Here is a 15,756-nt window from a genome sequence, read left to right as displayed (position 1 = left end):
TAGGGCCCGTAGTGCTGAATACTGCGGGCAGGACCGGTCCGGTGTGTGAGCTGGAGGGGACGGTCGCGTGAGCGAGATACCTGGGACAGCGGGCGACATCGTGTGGCAGAGCAGCCCACCTGGCTCGATCTATGACTACGTCAGGATCGCCTCATTCTCGATCGGGCCCGACGGGCTGATCGAGCAGTGGAGCCGGCGTGCCGCCGGTCTGTTCGGCATGGCCTCTCACGAGGTGGTGGGCAGAGATCCGGTCGAGGCGTTCATGCCCGCTGAGCTCCGGGACGAAGGCCGCCGCAGGGTCTCGGAGATCCTTGACGGCAAGGAGTGGACGGGCTTCGTCCCGTTCCGGATGCCGGGCGACGGCGGTGCCCGGGGCGTGGCCGAAATCTTCGTCATGCCGAGCGAGACGGCGAGCGGCGAACGGGCCGCGCTCTGCATCGTGGTCGACGTCCGCGCCCTGCGCCTGGTCGAAACGGACCTGGCGGCCTCACAGGCCATATTCGGCCAATCTCCTTTCGGCTTCGTGCTGTTCGGAATGGACTTCACCGTCGTACGGGCCAACCAGCGCTTCGCCACCGTCTTCGGCGGGCAGGCCGACGACCATCGCGGACGCACGGTCGACGACTACCTCTCCGGCCCCGAGGCCAACCGGTTGTCAAGCACCCTGAAGCGCGTGCTGGAGACCGGGGAGTCCGTGACCGACCTCCAGCTGGTCGGCAGCGCACCCGGTGCGGGTGACAGCCGCCACTGGTCGATGAATCTCTACCGGGTGCACAGCGGGGCCGGGAGGCCCGTCGGCGTCGCGGGACTGGCCACCGACGTCACCCGCCGGCACATGGCCGCCCGCGAGGCGGCCAGCGCCCGCCGCAACCTCGCCCTCCTCAACGAGGCGGGCGCGCGCATCGGCAACTCCCTGGACCTGGAGACCACCGCTCGCGAACTCCTCGACGTGGCCGTGCCCGGCTTCTGCGACCTCGCTTCCGTCGATCTGTACCAAGGACTCCTCACCGGTGAGGAGGCACCGCCCGGCAGCTGGGGCTCACGGAACCAAGAGCCCGGCGGCTCGGCCGAACTGCGCAGGGTCGCCATGGCCAGCGCCGTCTCCGACGCGCTGCCCGCACCCGAACCCGGAGGCGCCACCTCCGACGGGCCCACCGGACCACCGGCCCTCGGAGCGGTCCACCGCTTCCCGTTCCACTCTCCGTGCGCCGTCGCCCTGCGCACCGGACGCGTCGAGGACGTGCCCGGCGACGACAGCACCTTCGTGCATTCCACGCTCGCCGTGCCGATGGTCGCCCATGACACGGTCGTCGGACTCGTCCAGTTCTCCCGGACGAAGGGCAGCGAGTCCTTCGGAGAGCGGGACCGGGCACTGGCCACCGAACTGGCCGCCCGGGCCGCGGTCTGTATCGACAACGCCCGCCTGTACCGCCGCGAGCACGAACGCGCCCTGATACTCCAGCGCAGCCTCCTTCCCCCTGGCGATCCCGAGGCCGCGGGCCTCGACATCGCCTGTCGCTATCTGCCGGGCAACACCGCCACCGAGGTCGGCGGCGACTGGTTCGACGTGATCGAGCTCCCCGGCCACCGCACGGCCCTCGTCGTCGGTGACGTCATGGGCCGCGGCCTGCGGGCCGCCGTCGCGATGGGCGAGCTGCGCACCGCCGTACGGACGCTCGCTCTCCTGGACCTGGAACCCGCAGAGGTGCTGTCCGCCCTCGACGAGGTCGCCCGCGGCCTGGGCACTCCCGGCGGCGACCGGAGCGACGGCTTCGGCGGCGGGGGCGGCGGCGCCCAGTGGCCCTCGCGGGCCGCTCACAAGTCCCGTGAGGCGGACCTCTCCGAGGTCTATCTGGCGACCTGTGTGTACGCCGTCTACGACCCGGTCACCCGCCGGTGCACGTTCGCCAACGCCGGTCACCTCCCTCCTGTCGTCGTCGAACCGGGGCAGCCTGCTCTGCTGCTCGACGTCCCGCCGGGGATGCCGCTCGGCGTCGGCGGCGAACCCTTCGAGGAAGTCGAGGTGGAGCTCAGAGAGGGCTCCCTCCTCGCCCTCTACACGGACGGCCTCGTCGAATCACGCGACCATCCGCTCGACGAGGGCCTGGAGGCGCTCCGTGAGGCCCTGACTTCACCGGTCCGGCCGCTGGAGGACGTCTGCGACCAGGTTCTGACGACCCTGGACACCCGCCACGGCGAGGACGACATAGCGCTCCTGATGGCCCGCATCCAGGGTTTGCCGACGGACGCGATCGGCGACTGGACCCTGCCGCGCGAACTGCGCTCCGTCGGCCGTGCCCGCGAACTGGCCCGCACACAGTTGCTCGACTGGGGTCTGGACGACCTGGTCGACACCACCGAACTGCTCGTCAGCGAACTCGTGACGAACGGGCTCCGGTACGGCGAGGGCGAGATCCGGCTCAGGCTGCTGCGTGACCGTACGCTCGTGTGCGAGGTATGGGACGCGGGCCTCGTCCAGCCGCGGCGACGGCGGGCGCGCGACACGGACGAGGGTGGGCGCGGTCTGCAACTGGTCGGGCTGCTGAGCGCGGCCTGGGGTTCGCGGCGGACACCGCGCGGCAAGACGGTCTGGTTCGAACTGGCCCTTCCCGACGGAGCCCCCGCCGCGGAACTCTCCGTCGAGCAGCTTCTGAGCATGTACTGAGCACTCTGCGCTGAGCACTGGGCATGTGCCTTGGTCCCCCTCAGCGTCAGGATGTCTTCAGCGCGGCGAGCCGGGCTTCGATCTCGGCGCTGTCGCCCAGGCTGTCCAGCTGTTCGAACTGGGCGTCCAGTGACGACGCCGCCAGCTCCTGCTTGCCCATGGCTCTCGCCTCTTCCCTGCGCACCTTGTCCTCGAAGCGGCTGAGCTCACTGGTCGGGTCGAGGACGTCGATGCTCTTCACGGCGTCCATCATCTGGTTCTGTGCCTGCGCGGACTTGGCGCGGGCCACGAGCTCGTCGCGCTTGGACTTCAACTGCGTCAGCTTCGTCTTCATCTGGTCCAGGCCGGACTTGAGCTTGTCGACCACGACGGTCTGGGAGGCGATCGTCGGCTCTGCGGTCTTCGCTTCCTGCTCCGCCTGGAGCTGGCGGCCCAGCGCGACCTTCGCGAGGTTGTCGAACTTGTCCGCCTCGGCCGCCGAGCCCGCGCCGCGCAGCTCGTCGGCCTTTCTGCTGGCGGCAAGGGCCTTCTGCCCCCATTCCCTGGCCGCGTCCACATCCTCCCGGTGGTCCTGTTCCATGAGCCTGAGGTTGCCGATGGTGGAGGCGACGGCCTGCTCGGCCTCCGCGATATTGCTCGTGTAGTCGCGGATCAGCTGGTCCAGCATCTTCTGCGGGTCCTCCGCCTGGTCCAGCAGGGCGTTGATGTTGGCCTTCGCAAGCTGAGTGACGCGGCCGAGGATGGTCTGCTTGGTCATGGCACCTCTCCTTGGGTGAAGAACGACTGACGACGGGACGGCTGACAACGGGACGGCTGACAACGGGACGGCACAGGGGCACAACAGAACGTCAGGACGGTTGCCGGCTCGGCATGGTGCAGCCGCAGGTCAGAAGCGCCCGCCGCCGCCCCGGCGGCCGCGCGTCCCCCCTCCGCCGAAACTGCCGGGTCCGCCACCGAACCCGCCGCCTCGGCCACCTCCGAACCCCCCTCCGAAACCGCCGCTTCCGCCCCGCCCGCCCCCGCCGCCGAGGAGTCCGCCGAGGATGATCCCGCCGAGCACCGCCCCGCTCATCCCGCCGCCACCTCCTTGTACACCGCCCGGTCCGATCCGGTTCCCGTAGCTCCGCACGTCCTGCTCGGCCAGGCTCTGGGCCTGGACCGCCAGCGCGTCCGCCTGCTGGGCCTCGGCCAGCGCACCCTGCGGATCGTCCGCCCCCGCCAGTTCGCCGGCCCGCTCCCATCGGCGCCCGGCCTCCGCCAGCCGGGTCCTGGCCTGGCTCCCCACGGCGCCCCGGTGCGTGGTGATGAAGTCGGCGGCGGCCGCGATCGTGGCCCGCGCGGTGAGCATCGCCTGATCGAGGAGCGAGCGGGCCCGGAGGTTTCCCTGTTCCCGTCGGCGGGCCCCCGCCAGCGCCTCGTCCAGTGCGGCGTCCGCCTCCTCGACCCTGCGCAAGGCGTCGATCGGGTCGTACGGGCCGGCCGTGAGTTCGGCCCGCACGTCGTCGAGTACCGCTTCGGCCCGGGCGATCCGGCCGCGCAGATCGGCGGTCGACACTCCCTCGGCGGTGCCTTCGACGAGCCCTCCGGCATCCGCCAGATCGGTCTCGGTCTCGGTGAGCGCCGCCGGCAGCTTTCCCGCTGCCTCGGCGAGTTCCTTGGCCCGACGGTCCACGGCGTCGACGAGGGTGGCCGCCTGGCCGACCGCGCCCTCGGCCGCGCGTACGTATACGGCGGCCTTCGAGTTGTCGCCGGCGTCCACGGCCTGGCGCGCCTCGTCGAGGCTGGAGGTCGCGAAGAGGAGCCGGTCCTTCGCCTGTCGGAGGCCGCCCGCGACGGGAGCGGCGGCCGATTCCGCGTAGCGGCTCCGCATGGCCGCCAGGGTCGCCTCCGCCGTGGAGATCCGGCCTTCGAGTTCGTGGAAGGCGGACTCGGCGGCGGCCACGGCCTGTGGAGCGTTGCGTTCCAGGTCCCGGAGGCTGTCGAAGTCCTCCGACACGGTGTCCAGGCGCTCATTGGCATCCGCGCAGCGGCTGATGATCTCGTCGAGCATCTGCCGGCGCGTCGCGTCGTCCTCCGGAAAGGAGTCGTCGAGCTGCTGCCGCAGCCGGAAGGCGGCTGTCAGTTCCGTCTTGGCGCGGTTGACCGCTTCAGTGAACGGAACCGCCGTCTCCTCACCGAACTGGGCGACGGCGAAGCCGAGTTCTTCCTCGCTCGTGCGGACCGCGTCATCCGTGTCCACCAGCACTTCCTTGGCCCTGGCATCGAGCTCCGGCAGCGGAGTCGGGGGCTTCGCGTCCGTCGCCGCGCCCGCTCCCCAGCCGGTCGCGGCGGGGGTGGTGCGCCCGGAAGCGCGTCGCTTGCGCCGCGTGTACGCGTAGACGGCGACCGCACCCGCAGCACCTACCAGCGCCACCGGGAGGATGAGGTCCCCGGCGCCGCCCCCTTCTGACTCGCCCGCGCCGGGGTCGGCGGCGCCGGGTGTGAGCGTGGGGGTGGGCACGGGCTGTCCCGCCAGGACCGCGGAGTAGCCGTTGGCGGCTCCGATGGCGGCGCCCGCCCAGTCGTTCTCCTTCAGGGCGGGTTCGATGGCGGTGCTCGCCACGTCCCGCAACTGCTCGTCGGTGAGCCGCGAACCCGCGTCGACCGAGTAGGCGTACTGCCGGTCGTGCGTGGCCACGGCCAGCAGTACGTCGTCCTGCCCCAGGCCGTTGCGGTTGGCCGTCTCGTCGGCCCAGGTCTGCGCGGACCGGCCGGAGAAATCGCGTACGTACACGACGAAGAGCTGGATGCGGCGGTCCTCGTACAGCGCGTCGAGCGCGGTCTCCACCTGCGCTTCCCGGTCCCCGACCGCGTCCACCTCGTCCGTGATCTGGCCCTCGCGGGAAAGGGGCACGGGGTCCTCGGCGCGTGCGGTCGGAGCGGGCGGCAGGACCAGCCAGCACACCGCTACCAGGGCGGTGAGGAGGGCTCTGCCGAATCCGGGCATCCGGGTACGACTCGCGGGCGGCGTCACATTTGGGAGGCTATGTCCGGCCTCCCGCCTCCGCGACCCGGAGTGGGCGGCACGAGCACCGCCCGACCTGGAGCGGGCGGCAGATCACAGCCCGACCCGGAGATGGCGGCAGGAGTGCCGCCTGTGCTGCCCACTCGGCCGATGACAGCCGCAATGCCCCGGGAGTGCGGGCCACCGAACCGGCAGGGCCACCCGCAGAGGGGGCCCGCGAGCAGTGGTGCCGGGGGGCCGAGCCCGCCTCACATGGCGTCCCCCCTGCGGCCGATCCTGTTGCCCAGCCAGACGAGCGGGTCGTACTTCCGGTCGGCGGCGCGCTCCTTCAGCGGGATCAGGGCGTTGTCCGTGATCTTGATGTTCTCGGGGCACACCTCCGTACAGCACTTCGTGATGTTGCAGTAGCCCAGGCCGTGCTCCTCCTGCGCCGTCGCCTTCCGGTCGAGGCCCGCCCGGGCCGCCGCGTCCAGGGGATGCATGTCCAGTTCGGCCACCCGCATCAGGAAGCGCGGACCGGCGAACGCCGCCTTGTTCTCCTCGTGGTCGCGGACCACATGGCAGGTGTCCTGACACAGGAAGCACTCGATGCACTTGCGGAACTCCTGCGAGCGCTCCACGTCGATCTGCTGCATCCGGTAGTCGCCTGCCTTCACCCCCTCTGGTGGCACGAAGGCGGGCACTTCCCGCGCCTTGGCGTAGTTGAACGTCACGTCCGTCACCAGATCCCGGACGACGGGGAAGGCCCGGAGCGGCGTGACGGTGATCGTCTCCTGGCGGTCGAACACCGACATCCGGGTCATGCACAGCAAGCGCGGACGGCCGTTGATCTCCGCACTGCACGAACCGCACTTGCCCGCCTTGCAGTTCCAGCGGACCGCGAGATCGCCCGCCTGCGTGGCCTGGATGCGGTGGATGATGTCGAGGACGACCTCACCGTCGTTGACCTCGACCGTGTAGTCCTCCAGGTCGCCGCCGCCGGTGTCCCCGCGCCAGACCCTGAACCGCGCGTTGTAGCTGCTCACTCGTACAGCTCCTCTTCGGCGAGGTACTTGACCAGCTCTTCCTTCTCGAACAGGGCGAGCAGATCCGGACGGATGGGTTCGGTCGACGTCTTCACGAGCTCGATCTGCCCACGCTGCGGATCCTCCGGGCCCTTGGGGTCCTTAGGGTCCTCGGGGTCCGCGAGCCGGCACAGCAGGTTCACCGGGCGCCAGGACCGTTCCATCGTCGGGCAGTCCTCGCGGGTGTGACCGCCCCGGCTCTCGGTACGCTCCAGCGCCGCCCGGGCGATGCACTCGCTGACCAGCAGCATGTTGCGCAGGTCCAGGGAGAGGTGCCAGCCCGGGTTGAACTGCCGGTGCCCCTCGACCACGGCGCGGTGCGCCCGTACGCGCAGTCCCGCCAGCTTCTCCAGTGCCTGTGCCATCTCGGGGGCGCGGCGGATGATGCCGACCAGGTCGTTCATCGTCTGCTGGAGTTCCTGGTGCAGGGTGTACGGATTCTCGGGGGTGGCGGCAGTAGCGGTGGTGGCGCCGGCGGCACCGTCACGGCTCCCCTCCGCGTCGAACGGACGCAGGGCTTCCGCCGCGGCCTCGTCGATCTGCGCCTCGTCCACGACGGGGAGGGCGGAGAGACCCGCCGCGTACGTCGCGGCGTGCAGCCCCGCGCGCCTCCCGAAGACGAGCAGGTCGGAGAGGGAGTTGCCGCCCAGCCGGTTGGAGCCGTGCATCCCGCCCGCCACCTCGCCCGCCGCGTAGAGCCCCGGGACGGCGAGTGCGGACGCGCTGTCGGACTCGACGGCGATGCCGCCCATCACGTAGTGGCAGGTGGGCCCGACCTCCATCGCCTCCGCCGTGATGTCGACGTCCGCCAGCTCCTTGAACTGGTGGTACATCGACGGCAGCCGCCGCCGGATCGTCTCCGCGGGCATCCGGGTCGAGACGTCCAGGAACACCCCGCCGTGCGGTGAGCCGCGGCCGGCCTTCACCTCGGAGTTGATGGCGCGCGCGACCTCGTCGCGCGGCAGCAGTTCGGGCGGGCGGCGGTTGTGGTCCGGGTCCTCGTACCAGCGGTCGCCCTCCTCCTCCGACTGCGCGTACTTCTCCTTGAACACCTCGGGGACGTAATCGAACATGAACCGCTTGCCCTCGGAGTTGCGCAGCACCCCGCCGTCGCCCCGCACCGACTCGGTGACGAGGATTCCCTTCACCGACGGCGGCCAGACCATGCCGGTCGGATGGAACTGGACGAACTCCATGTTCAGCAGCGGCGCACCGGCCAGCAGGGCAAGGGCGTGACCGTCGCCTGTGTACTCCCAGGAGTTCGACGTCACCTTGAAGGACTTGCCGATCCCGCCGGTGGCGAGGACGACCGCGGGCGCTTCGAGCACGAAGAAGCGGCCGGACTCGCGCTCGTAGCAGAAGGTGCCGCTCACCCTTTCGCCGTCCTTGAGGATGCGGGTGACCGTGCACTCCTGGAACACCTTGAGGCGCGCCTCGTAGTCGCCGGTCTCCCGGAAGTCCTCCTGCTGGAGCGCGACGATCTTCTGCTGGAGCGTGCGGATCAGTTCGAGGCCGGTACGGTCCCCGACGTGCGCGAGCCGCGGGTACTCGTGGCCGCCGAAGTTGCGCTGGGAGATCCTTCCGTCGGGCGTGCGGTCGAAGAGCGCACCCCAGGTCTCCAGCTCCCAGACCCGGTCGGGGGCCTCCTTGGCGTGCAGCTCGGCCATCCGCCACTGGTTGAGGAACTTCCCGCCCCGCATGGTGTCGCGGAAGTGCACCTGCCAGTTGTCCCCGGAGTTCACGTTGCCCATGGAGGCGGCGATCCCGCCCTCCGCCATGACGGTGTGGGCCTTGCCGAAGAGCGATTTGCAGATGACGGCGGTACGGGCTCCGCGCTCCCGGGCCTCGATGGCGGCCCGCAGACCGGCGCCGCCGGCTCCGACCACCACGACGTCCCACTGCTGCCGTTCGAGCTCAGTCATTCAGAAAAACCTCGGATCGTCGAAGGCGCCGGAAGCGACGAGATAGACGTAGAAGTCGGCCACCGCCACGCTGATCAGGGAGGCCCAGGCGAGCTGCATGTGGCGGCCGTTGAGCTTCCCGGCCCAGCCCCAGAGGCGGTAGCGCACAGGGTGCTTGGAGAAGTGCCGCAGCCGGCCGCCGATGATGTGCCGGCAGGAGTGGCAGGAAAGGGTGTACGCCCAGATCAGGGTGATGTTCACCAGGAAGATCAGGGAGCCCAGGCCCATGTGCCCCCAGGCGTAGTGCTCGTCGCGGAAGGCGAGGACGGTGTCGTACGTGAGGATTCCGGCGACCGGGAGCGCCGCGTAGAAGAAGTACCGGTGCAGGTTCTGCAGGATCAGCGGGAAGCGGGTCTCGCCGGTGTACGAGCTGTGCGGCTCGGCGACCGCGCAGGCCGGGGGAGAGGCCCAGAAACCCCGGTAGTACGCCTTGCGGTAGTAGTAGCAGGTCAGCCGGAAGCCCAGCGGGAAGACCAGGACGAGCAGGGCGGGGGAGAGGCCCCACCAGCTGCCGACGATCTCCCAGTTGGGGCCCGAGCGCATCGGGGCGCAGTTCTCCGCCAGACAGGGCGAGTAGAACGGCGATACGTACGGGGCGGCGTAGTAGTCGGCGTTGGCGAAGGCCCGCCACGTCGAGTAGACGATGAAGGCGAGCAGTCCGCCGGCCGTCGCGGCGGGCGCGAGCCACCAGCGGTCGGTGCGCAGATGCCGGGCGGCGATGGCGGCGCGCGAGCCGTGGCGGACACCGCCGGCGCCCGTTCCGCCGGTCCGCGGCGCTGGTGTCGGCGGGCGCGGTGGTTGCGTGCCTGGTTCCGTACCGGTTGCCAAGGAGTGCTCCTCGGGAATGGGTGGCTGGGCCGTGAAGGGGCCGGGGTCCCTCGCCCGGACCGCGTGACCTAGGGGGCGTGCCGGCCGCGGACTCCCAGACCCTCGTCGTCCGAGTCCGTCCACAGCGTGGCGTCGTACGGCGCCTCGGTGATGGTGACCATGTCGGCCGGGTGCTCCGGGGGACCGGTCCGGCCCACCGCGTCCTCACGCAGGCGCGCGAGGCTGAGCTCCAGCCGGCCGACCGAGCGGACCAGGTCGTCGAGACAGTGCTGAACGGCCGTCAATTCCTCGTGCAGGGACATGACTTGCCCTCACTTCCGCGGTGGCGGGTGGCAACGCTCATGCGCAAGCGAGTGTCGCGCGTCACATCTGCTTTGTGAAGGGAGCGCGCATCGCTCTCTCGGGTGCGGGCGGGGGCCGGCCGTTCCGCCGCCCGGGTGAGGTTCGCGGCGCGGCGGGCCGCGGCTGCGCCGCCGCTCGCGCGAAGACGCTTTCAGTGGAGGGACCGAACCAGTGTGATCAACTGCAAATGCCACCAAACACGAAGAATCCGGTCCATTCCGGTACGGGGTGGACCGGGCCGGCCCCGGAGGTATCAGCCATGTCCCACGTCGGCGTCCCGCGCGGGACGACCCGTAAGCGCCGCTCGCTCGCGCTCCTCACGACGGGTGTGCTCACGGTCCCCGTGCTGGCCGGATGCAGCTCGGGCGGCGACGGGACCTCCTCCGTCGCCGCCCCCCAGGACATCGCCCCGGCCGCCCGGGACCTCGTGCGGGACGGCGGCACGGTCAACTGGGCCATCGACGCGATGCCCAGCACCCTCAACGCCTACCAGGCGGACGCGGACGGCTCGACCGCCCGCGTCACGGGCGCGCTGCTGCCCTCGCTCTTCCCGATGGACGCCAAGGGCACACCACGGCTCAACCCGGACTACCTGGAGTCCGCGAGGATCGTCGAGCGGGAACCCAGGCAGGTCGTGCTCTACAAGCTCAACCAGCAGGCGGTGTGGAGCAACGGGCGGGAGATCGGTGCCCCCGACTTCGTCGCCCAGTGGCGGGCGCTGAGCGGCAAGGACTCGGCGTACTGGACCGCCCGGAACGCCGGCTACGACCGCATCGAGAAGATCGAGCGCGGCAGCGACGACCTCCAGGTCCGGGTGACCTTCGCCAAGCCGTACGCGGACTGGCGTTCGCTCTTCACCCCGCTGCTCCCCAAGGAGGTGACCGGTTCCCCGGACAGCTTCAACGACGGGGCCCGCACCACGCTCAAGGTCACCGCAGGACCGTTTCAGCTGCGCGGCGCGAGCAAGAGTGAGGGAAAGCTCACCCTGGACCGCAACCCGCGCTGGTGGGGTGACGAGCCCAAGCTCGACTCTCTCGTCTTCCGCGCGGTCAAGCCGGGCGACCGTGCCGACGCGCTGGCTCAGGGCACCGTCGACATCGCGGACGTCGACGCCGCCGCCGCACACCGGATCGCCCTCGCCGCCCGCGAGGGCGGCGGCCACGGGCAGCCGCTCGCCCACGGTCCCGGCGCCGCCCTCACCCCCGCCGCCGCGCTGCGTTCCTGGGCGCTGGCCCACGGCTCCGACGGGAAGCAGGCGGAGGCCGCGCAGGCCGCCCGCAGGACGAACCAGGAGGCCGTCGCCGCGTACGCCGCCGAGCAGAAGTCCCTGCGCGCCTACGTCGTACGCAAGTCCCTCGAGCCCGCCTACACGCAGCTCGCGCTGAACGGCGAGTCCGGGCCGCTCTCGGACGACCGGGTACGCCGTGCGGTGGCCCGCGCCCTGGACCGCCAGGAGCTCGCCGAGACCGTGCTGAAGCCGCTCGGGCTGCCCGCGGAGCCGCTCGGCAGCCACCTCGCGCTGACCGGGCAGCCCGTCTACAAGGACGGCAGCGGCGCGCTCGGCGACCAGGACACCAAGGAGGCGCAGGCGCTGCTGGCCGACGCGGGCTGGACGCACGGCGGAGCGATGGAGAAGCCCAAGGACACCAAGGCGGGCAGCGAGGCCGACAAGCAGAAGGCGAAGGACGCGGACAAGGACGCGGGCAAGGACGCGGGCAAGGGCGCGGACAGGACCGAGAAGCAGGAGAAGACGGAGAAGGCAGGGAAGGGCGACCCCGCCGACCGGGCCGGCGGCGCCGAGCCCGCCCGCGACGACGGTATGTACGTCGTCGGTCAGGACGACAAGCCGGGCGAGCGCCGGGACGAGGGCCCCGCGGCCCGTACCCTCGCCCCCGCCTCGGCCGCGGGCCTCCAGAGCGCCGCCCTGCTCCGCCAGGCCGGGCTGTTCACAGCGACCAGGACCGCCCGGCCGGCGGCCGCGGGCGCCGAAACGGACGGGAAGGCCGGGGCCGGCGCAGAGGCCGGGGCCAAGGACAGCGACAACGGAGACACCGACTCGGCCGCCGACGGCTCCAAGGTCACCGCCAAGGAGGCGCAGGACAAGGCCACCACGCAGGACAAGGCCACCACGCAGGACAAGGTCGCCACGCAGGACAAGGTCGCCACGCACGACAAGAAGCCGGGCGGCGCCGCGGGCGCCTACGCCCCGACGGGCACCGCCGCCCCCAAGCCCGCCTCCGTCCGGGGCCCGCTGGGCAAGGACGGCGTGCCGCTCTCCCTGCGCTTCGTCCTCCCGTCCGGTCCGGGGTCCCAGGCCCTGCGCAGCGTCGGCGAGAAGATCGCCGCGATGCTCGAGTCGGTCGGCATCCGTACGGAGATCACCAAGGTCGCCGACGAGAACTACTTCAAGGACCACATCGCGTCCGGCGACTACGACCTGGCGCTGTACTCCTGGCCCGCGACCGCCTACCCGGCGACCGACGGCCGCCCGATCTTCGCCAAGCCGGAACCCGCCACCGACGGATCGCTGCTGGTCGAGCAGAACTACACCCGGGTCGGCACCGACCACATCGACCAGCTCTTCGACCAGGCGGTCTCCGAACTGGACGAGGGCGCCGCCCGGGATCTGATGAAGCAGGCCGACGCACGGATCTGGGCGGCGGCAGGATCGATTCCGCTCTACCAGCGCCCGCAGCTGGTGGCCGCCGACAAGCAGCTGGTCAATGTGGGTGCCTTCGGTTTCGCGGCGCCTCATTATCAGGACATCGGCTTCAAGAAGCCGCAAGCGGCAGGTTCCCCCGCGAACCGTAAGAAGTAGCAGGTCGAGTCGGCGCAAAGGCCGGTCCGAAGCTCAGAACCAGCTCAATTCCCTTGCCCGCCGGTCTCCCCGGCGGGCAAGGTGGTTCATGCCCCTGACCCGGGTTCTCGGCCTTCCTTCGCCCCTCCCCACACCCCCCACCGGCGAGCGCGACTTCCTCCCGTGCCTGCCTGCTTTTCCCCGCGATTCCTCGTTGTTCTCAGCTTTTCTCAGGATTTTTTCGTGCCTCGTCCAGGGCGTGCACCAGCCGAATAATGACTTAATACCGGCTGAATATCGGCTGAATCCCGGTCTCGCGGATCGGGCCGGGAAGCCCCGGACGCGCCGGGCCCGTACCATTGGACTAGCCGTGGCGTGTCCGCCCGGCGGGCGTACGAGGACTCGAGACCGACTGAGACGCCTGATCCCACGATCCGAGAGAAGCGCAAGCCACCCATGCCCACGCGCCACGACATCCGTAACGTAGCCATCGTCGCCCACGTCGACCACGGCAAGACCACGCTGGTCGACGCCATGCTCAAGCAGGCCGGCGCCTTCGCCGCGCACGCCGCGGAGCACCTCGACGATCGCATGATGGACTCGAACGACCTGGAGCGTGAGAAGGGCATCACGATCCTGGCCAAGAACACGGCCGTCAAGTACCACCCGAAGGATGGCGGCGACGTCATCACCATCAACATCATCGACACCCCGGGCCACGCCGACTTCGGCGGCGAGGTCGAGCGCGGTCTTTCGATGGTTGACGCGGTCGTGCTGCTCGTCGATGCCTCCGAGGGCCCGCTCCCGCAGACCCGGTTCGTGCTCCGTAAGGCGCTCACCGCCAAGCTGCCGGTCATCCTCTGCATCAACAAGACCGACCGTCCCGACTCCCGGATCTCCGAGGTCATCGACGAGACGTACGACCTCTTCCTGGACCTGGACGCCGACGAGGACCAGATCGAGTTCCCGATCGTCTACGCCTGCGCCCGTGACGGCGTCGCGTCGCTGACGAAGCCGGAAGACGGCACCGTCCCGCCGGACAGCACCAACCTGGAGCCGTTCTTCAACACGATCCTCTCCACGGTTCCGGCCCCGGAGTACGACGCGGACGCCCCGCTGCAGGCCCACGTCACCAACCTGGACGCCGACAACTTCCTCGGCCGTATCGCGCTCTGCCGTGTCGAGCAGGGCGAGCTGCGCAAGGGCCAGAACGTCACGTGGATCAAGCGCGACGGCACGATGTCCAACGTCCGCATCACCGAGCTGCTGATGACCGAGGCGCTCACCCGCAAGCCGGCCGAGGTGGCGGGCCCCGGTGACATCTGCGCCATCGCCGGTATCCCGGACATCATGATCGGCGAGACCCTGGCCGACCCCGAGAACCCGATCGCGCTTCCGCTGATCACGGTCGACGAGCCGGCCATCTCCATGACCATCGGTGCCAACACCTCGCCGCTGGTCGGCAAGGGCGGCAAGGGCCACAAGGTCACGGCGCGCCAGATCAAGGACCGCCTGGACCGCGAGCTGGTCGGTAACGTCTCGCTGCGCGTGCTCGACACCGAGCGTCCCGACGCGTGGGAGGTCCAGGGCCGCGGTGAGCTCGCCCTGGCCATCCTGGTCGAGCAGATGCGCCGCGAGGGCTTCGAGCTGACCGTCGGCAAGCCCGAGGTCGTCACCAAGCAGGTTGACGGCAAGACGCACGAGCCGATCGAGCGCATGACGATCGACTCGCCCGAGGAGCACCTCGGCGCCATCACGCAGCTGATGGCGACCCGCAAGGGCCGCATGGAGACGATGACGAACCACGGTTCGGGCTGGGTCCGCATGGAGTGGATCGTGCCCTCCCGCGGCCTCATCGGCTTCCGTACGGAGTTCCTGACGCAGACTCGCGGCACGGGCATCGCCCACTCGATCTTCGAGGGCCACGAGCCGTGGTTCGGCGAGCTGCGCACCCGTCACAACGGCTCGCTCGTCGCGGACCGTTCGGGCACGGTGACGCCGTTCGCGATGGTCAACCTCCAGGAGCGCGGTGTCATCTTCACCGAGGCCGGCACCGAGGTGTACGAGGGCATGATCATCGGCGAGAACTCCCGCGCCGACGACATGGACGTGAACATCACCAAGGAGAAGAAGCTCACCAACATGCGTGCGGCTTCCGCGGACACCACCGAGAACGTGGTGCCCGCGCGCAAGCTCTCCCTGGAGCAGTCCCTGGAGTTCTGCCGCGACGACGAGTGCATCGAGGTGACCCCGGAGACCGTGCGTATCCGCAAGGTCGTCCTGGACGCCAAGCAGCGCGGCCGCACCGCCTCGCGCGCCAAGAACGCCTGACACCCGGTCGGGTATCCCGACCACCGCAGGCCCTTCCGGTCCCCCTGAGCGCCTGTCGGGGGAGACCGGACGCATGGCCCGTCCCCCGCGAATCGCGGAGGGCGGGCCATGCCTCGTGTGGTCACCCGTGACGCCGGACGCCGTCGCCCGGAGCATCGGAGTGTCCGGGCGGCGTGGGGCGGGCCGACGCGGGCCCGCGGGGCGGCGCGGGGCGGCGCGGCCTCCGGTCGGGTCGGTCCGGCGGGAGGAGTCGCTCACGCGGGTTCCGCGCCGTGCCGTCTTACGTGACCGAAGTCTCATGGATCCCCCGGAGTGCTGGAACCACGAGAGCCCGAGAGGCCATAGTCAGGGGAAGAGCCGGTGACGGCAGGGCTGCTGACGGTGCTCCACCGGCGTTGTCCGGCAGGGGCGTTGCGGACCCCTGCGACGGAGGTCGCGGGTGCGTCCGCACTGCCTCGTGCGGGCCTCGAAGCGAGTGTCGATCACCTCGCGCGCGCAACTCCGTTTCACGGGCGGAGTGTCCGGATATCGGGCCTCGCTCTCCGGAACATGTGTTAACGGTCCGTTTCGGGGGTGTCTGTCTAGGATCAGTTTGTCCGGATTTCGGTCACACGGGCCCTGGTGATGTTGTCAAACCGAGACCCTTTAAGTGTGGTTTACAGCCTGGGCGTACCCAATAGTTGGCTCCATTGAGCTCGGGTCAATGGGTCACGCACTGTGGGGAGTGCCGACTCACGAGCACACTCGGGGCACTGAATCGATCA

Annotated in this window: 9 protein-coding genes; 3 read left to right on the top strand and 6 right to left on the bottom strand. The window is 70.3% G+C overall.

The window, feature by feature from the left end; translation table 11 throughout:
- The first annotated feature begins 100 nt into the window (after positions 1-100).
- Positions 101-2,665: a SpoIIE family protein phosphatase gene (locus tag AB0C82_RS03015; RefSeq protein WP_362837003.1), complete on the top strand. Its 2,565-nt coding sequence runs from the start codon at positions 101-103 to the stop codon at positions 2,663-2,665.
- 46 nt (positions 2,666-2,711) lie between these two features.
- Here the strand turns inward: AB0C82_RS03015 and AB0C82_RS03010 are convergent, their stop codons facing one another.
- From AB0C82_RS03010 to AB0C82_RS02985, 6 genes are all read right to left on the bottom strand, one after another.
- Complete coding sequence (locus AB0C82_RS03010; protein ID WP_362835668.1) at positions 2,712-3,422, bottom strand: PspA/IM30 family protein; 711 nt, start codon at positions 3,420-3,422, stop codon at positions 2,712-2,714.
- A 129-nt stretch (positions 3,423-3,551) separates the two neighbouring features.
- Entirely contained in the window at positions 3,552-5,651 is a 2,100-nt protein-coding gene (locus tag AB0C82_RS03005; RefSeq protein WP_362837001.1) for a TPM domain-containing protein, read from the bottom strand.
- 266 nt (positions 5,652-5,917) lie between these two features.
- Positions 5,918-6,694, bottom strand: a complete 777-nt coding sequence (locus AB0C82_RS03000; RefSeq protein WP_362835666.1) for a succinate dehydrogenase/fumarate reductase iron-sulfur subunit — start codon at positions 6,692-6,694, stop codon at positions 5,918-5,920.
- Positions 6,691-8,655: a fumarate reductase/succinate dehydrogenase flavoprotein subunit gene (locus AB0C82_RS02995; protein ID WP_362835664.1), complete on the bottom strand. Its 1,965-nt coding sequence runs from the start codon at positions 8,653-8,655 to the stop codon at positions 6,691-6,693. The genes AB0C82_RS03000 and AB0C82_RS02995 overlap by 4 nt, the downstream gene beginning before the upstream one ends.
- Entirely contained in the window at positions 8,656-9,414 is a 759-nt protein-coding gene (locus AB0C82_RS02990; RefSeq protein ID WP_362836999.1) for a hypothetical protein, read from the bottom strand.
- A 176-nt stretch (positions 9,415-9,590) separates the two neighbouring features.
- Complete coding sequence (locus AB0C82_RS02985; protein ID WP_362835662.1) at positions 9,591-9,824, bottom strand: hypothetical protein; 234 nt, start codon at positions 9,822-9,824, stop codon at positions 9,591-9,593.
- 299 nt (positions 9,825-10,123) lie between these two features.
- On the opposite strand from AB0C82_RS02985, the gene AB0C82_RS02980 reads away from it, so the two are divergent.
- Both AB0C82_RS02980 and typA read left to right on the top strand, forming a co-directional pair.
- The gene (locus tag AB0C82_RS02980) at positions 10,124-12,682 is read left to right on the top strand and encodes an ABC transporter substrate-binding protein (RefSeq protein WP_362835660.1); all 2,559 of its coding nucleotides are present in this window, start codon (positions 10,124-10,126) and stop codon (positions 12,680-12,682) included.
- Between the two features lie 435 nt (positions 12,683-13,117).
- Complete coding sequence (gene typA / locus AB0C82_RS02975) at positions 13,118-14,992, top strand: translational GTPase TypA (protein WP_362835658.1); 1,875 nt, start codon at positions 13,118-13,120, stop codon at positions 14,990-14,992.
- Positions 14,993-15,756: the final 764 nt, after the last annotated feature.

This window comes from Streptomyces sp. NPDC048560, from assembly GCF_040650955.1.
GTDB lineage: Bacteria > Actinomycetota > Actinomycetes > Streptomycetales > Streptomycetaceae > Streptomyces.
This window is presented reverse-complemented; position numbering and strand designations above follow the sequence as displayed.

Bases quoted from the DNA above. Each gene is read 5' to 3' on its own strand.
- AB0C82_RS03010 (WP_362835668.1), bottom strand. From the start codon at position 3,422: ATGACCAAGCAGACCATCCTCGGCCGCGTCACTCAGCTTGCGAAGGCC.
- AB0C82_RS03005 (WP_362837001.1), bottom strand. From the start codon at position 5,651: ATGCCCGGATTCGGCAGAGCCCTCCTCACCGCCCTGGTAGCGGTGTGC.
- AB0C82_RS02995 (WP_362835664.1), bottom strand. From the start codon at position 8,655: ATGACTGAGCTCGAACGGCAGCAGTGGGACGTCGTGGTGGTCGGAGCC.
- AB0C82_RS02985 (WP_362835662.1), bottom strand. From the start codon at position 9,824: ATGTCCCTGCACGAGGAATTGACGGCCGTTCAGCACTGTCTCGACGAC.
- AB0C82_RS02980 (WP_362835660.1), top strand. From the start codon at position 10,124: ATGTCCCACGTCGGCGTCCCGCGCGGGACGACCCGTAAGCGCCGCTCG.
- typA (WP_362835658.1), top strand. From the start codon at position 13,118: ATGCCCACGCGCCACGACATCCGTAACGTAGCCATCGTCGCCCACGTC.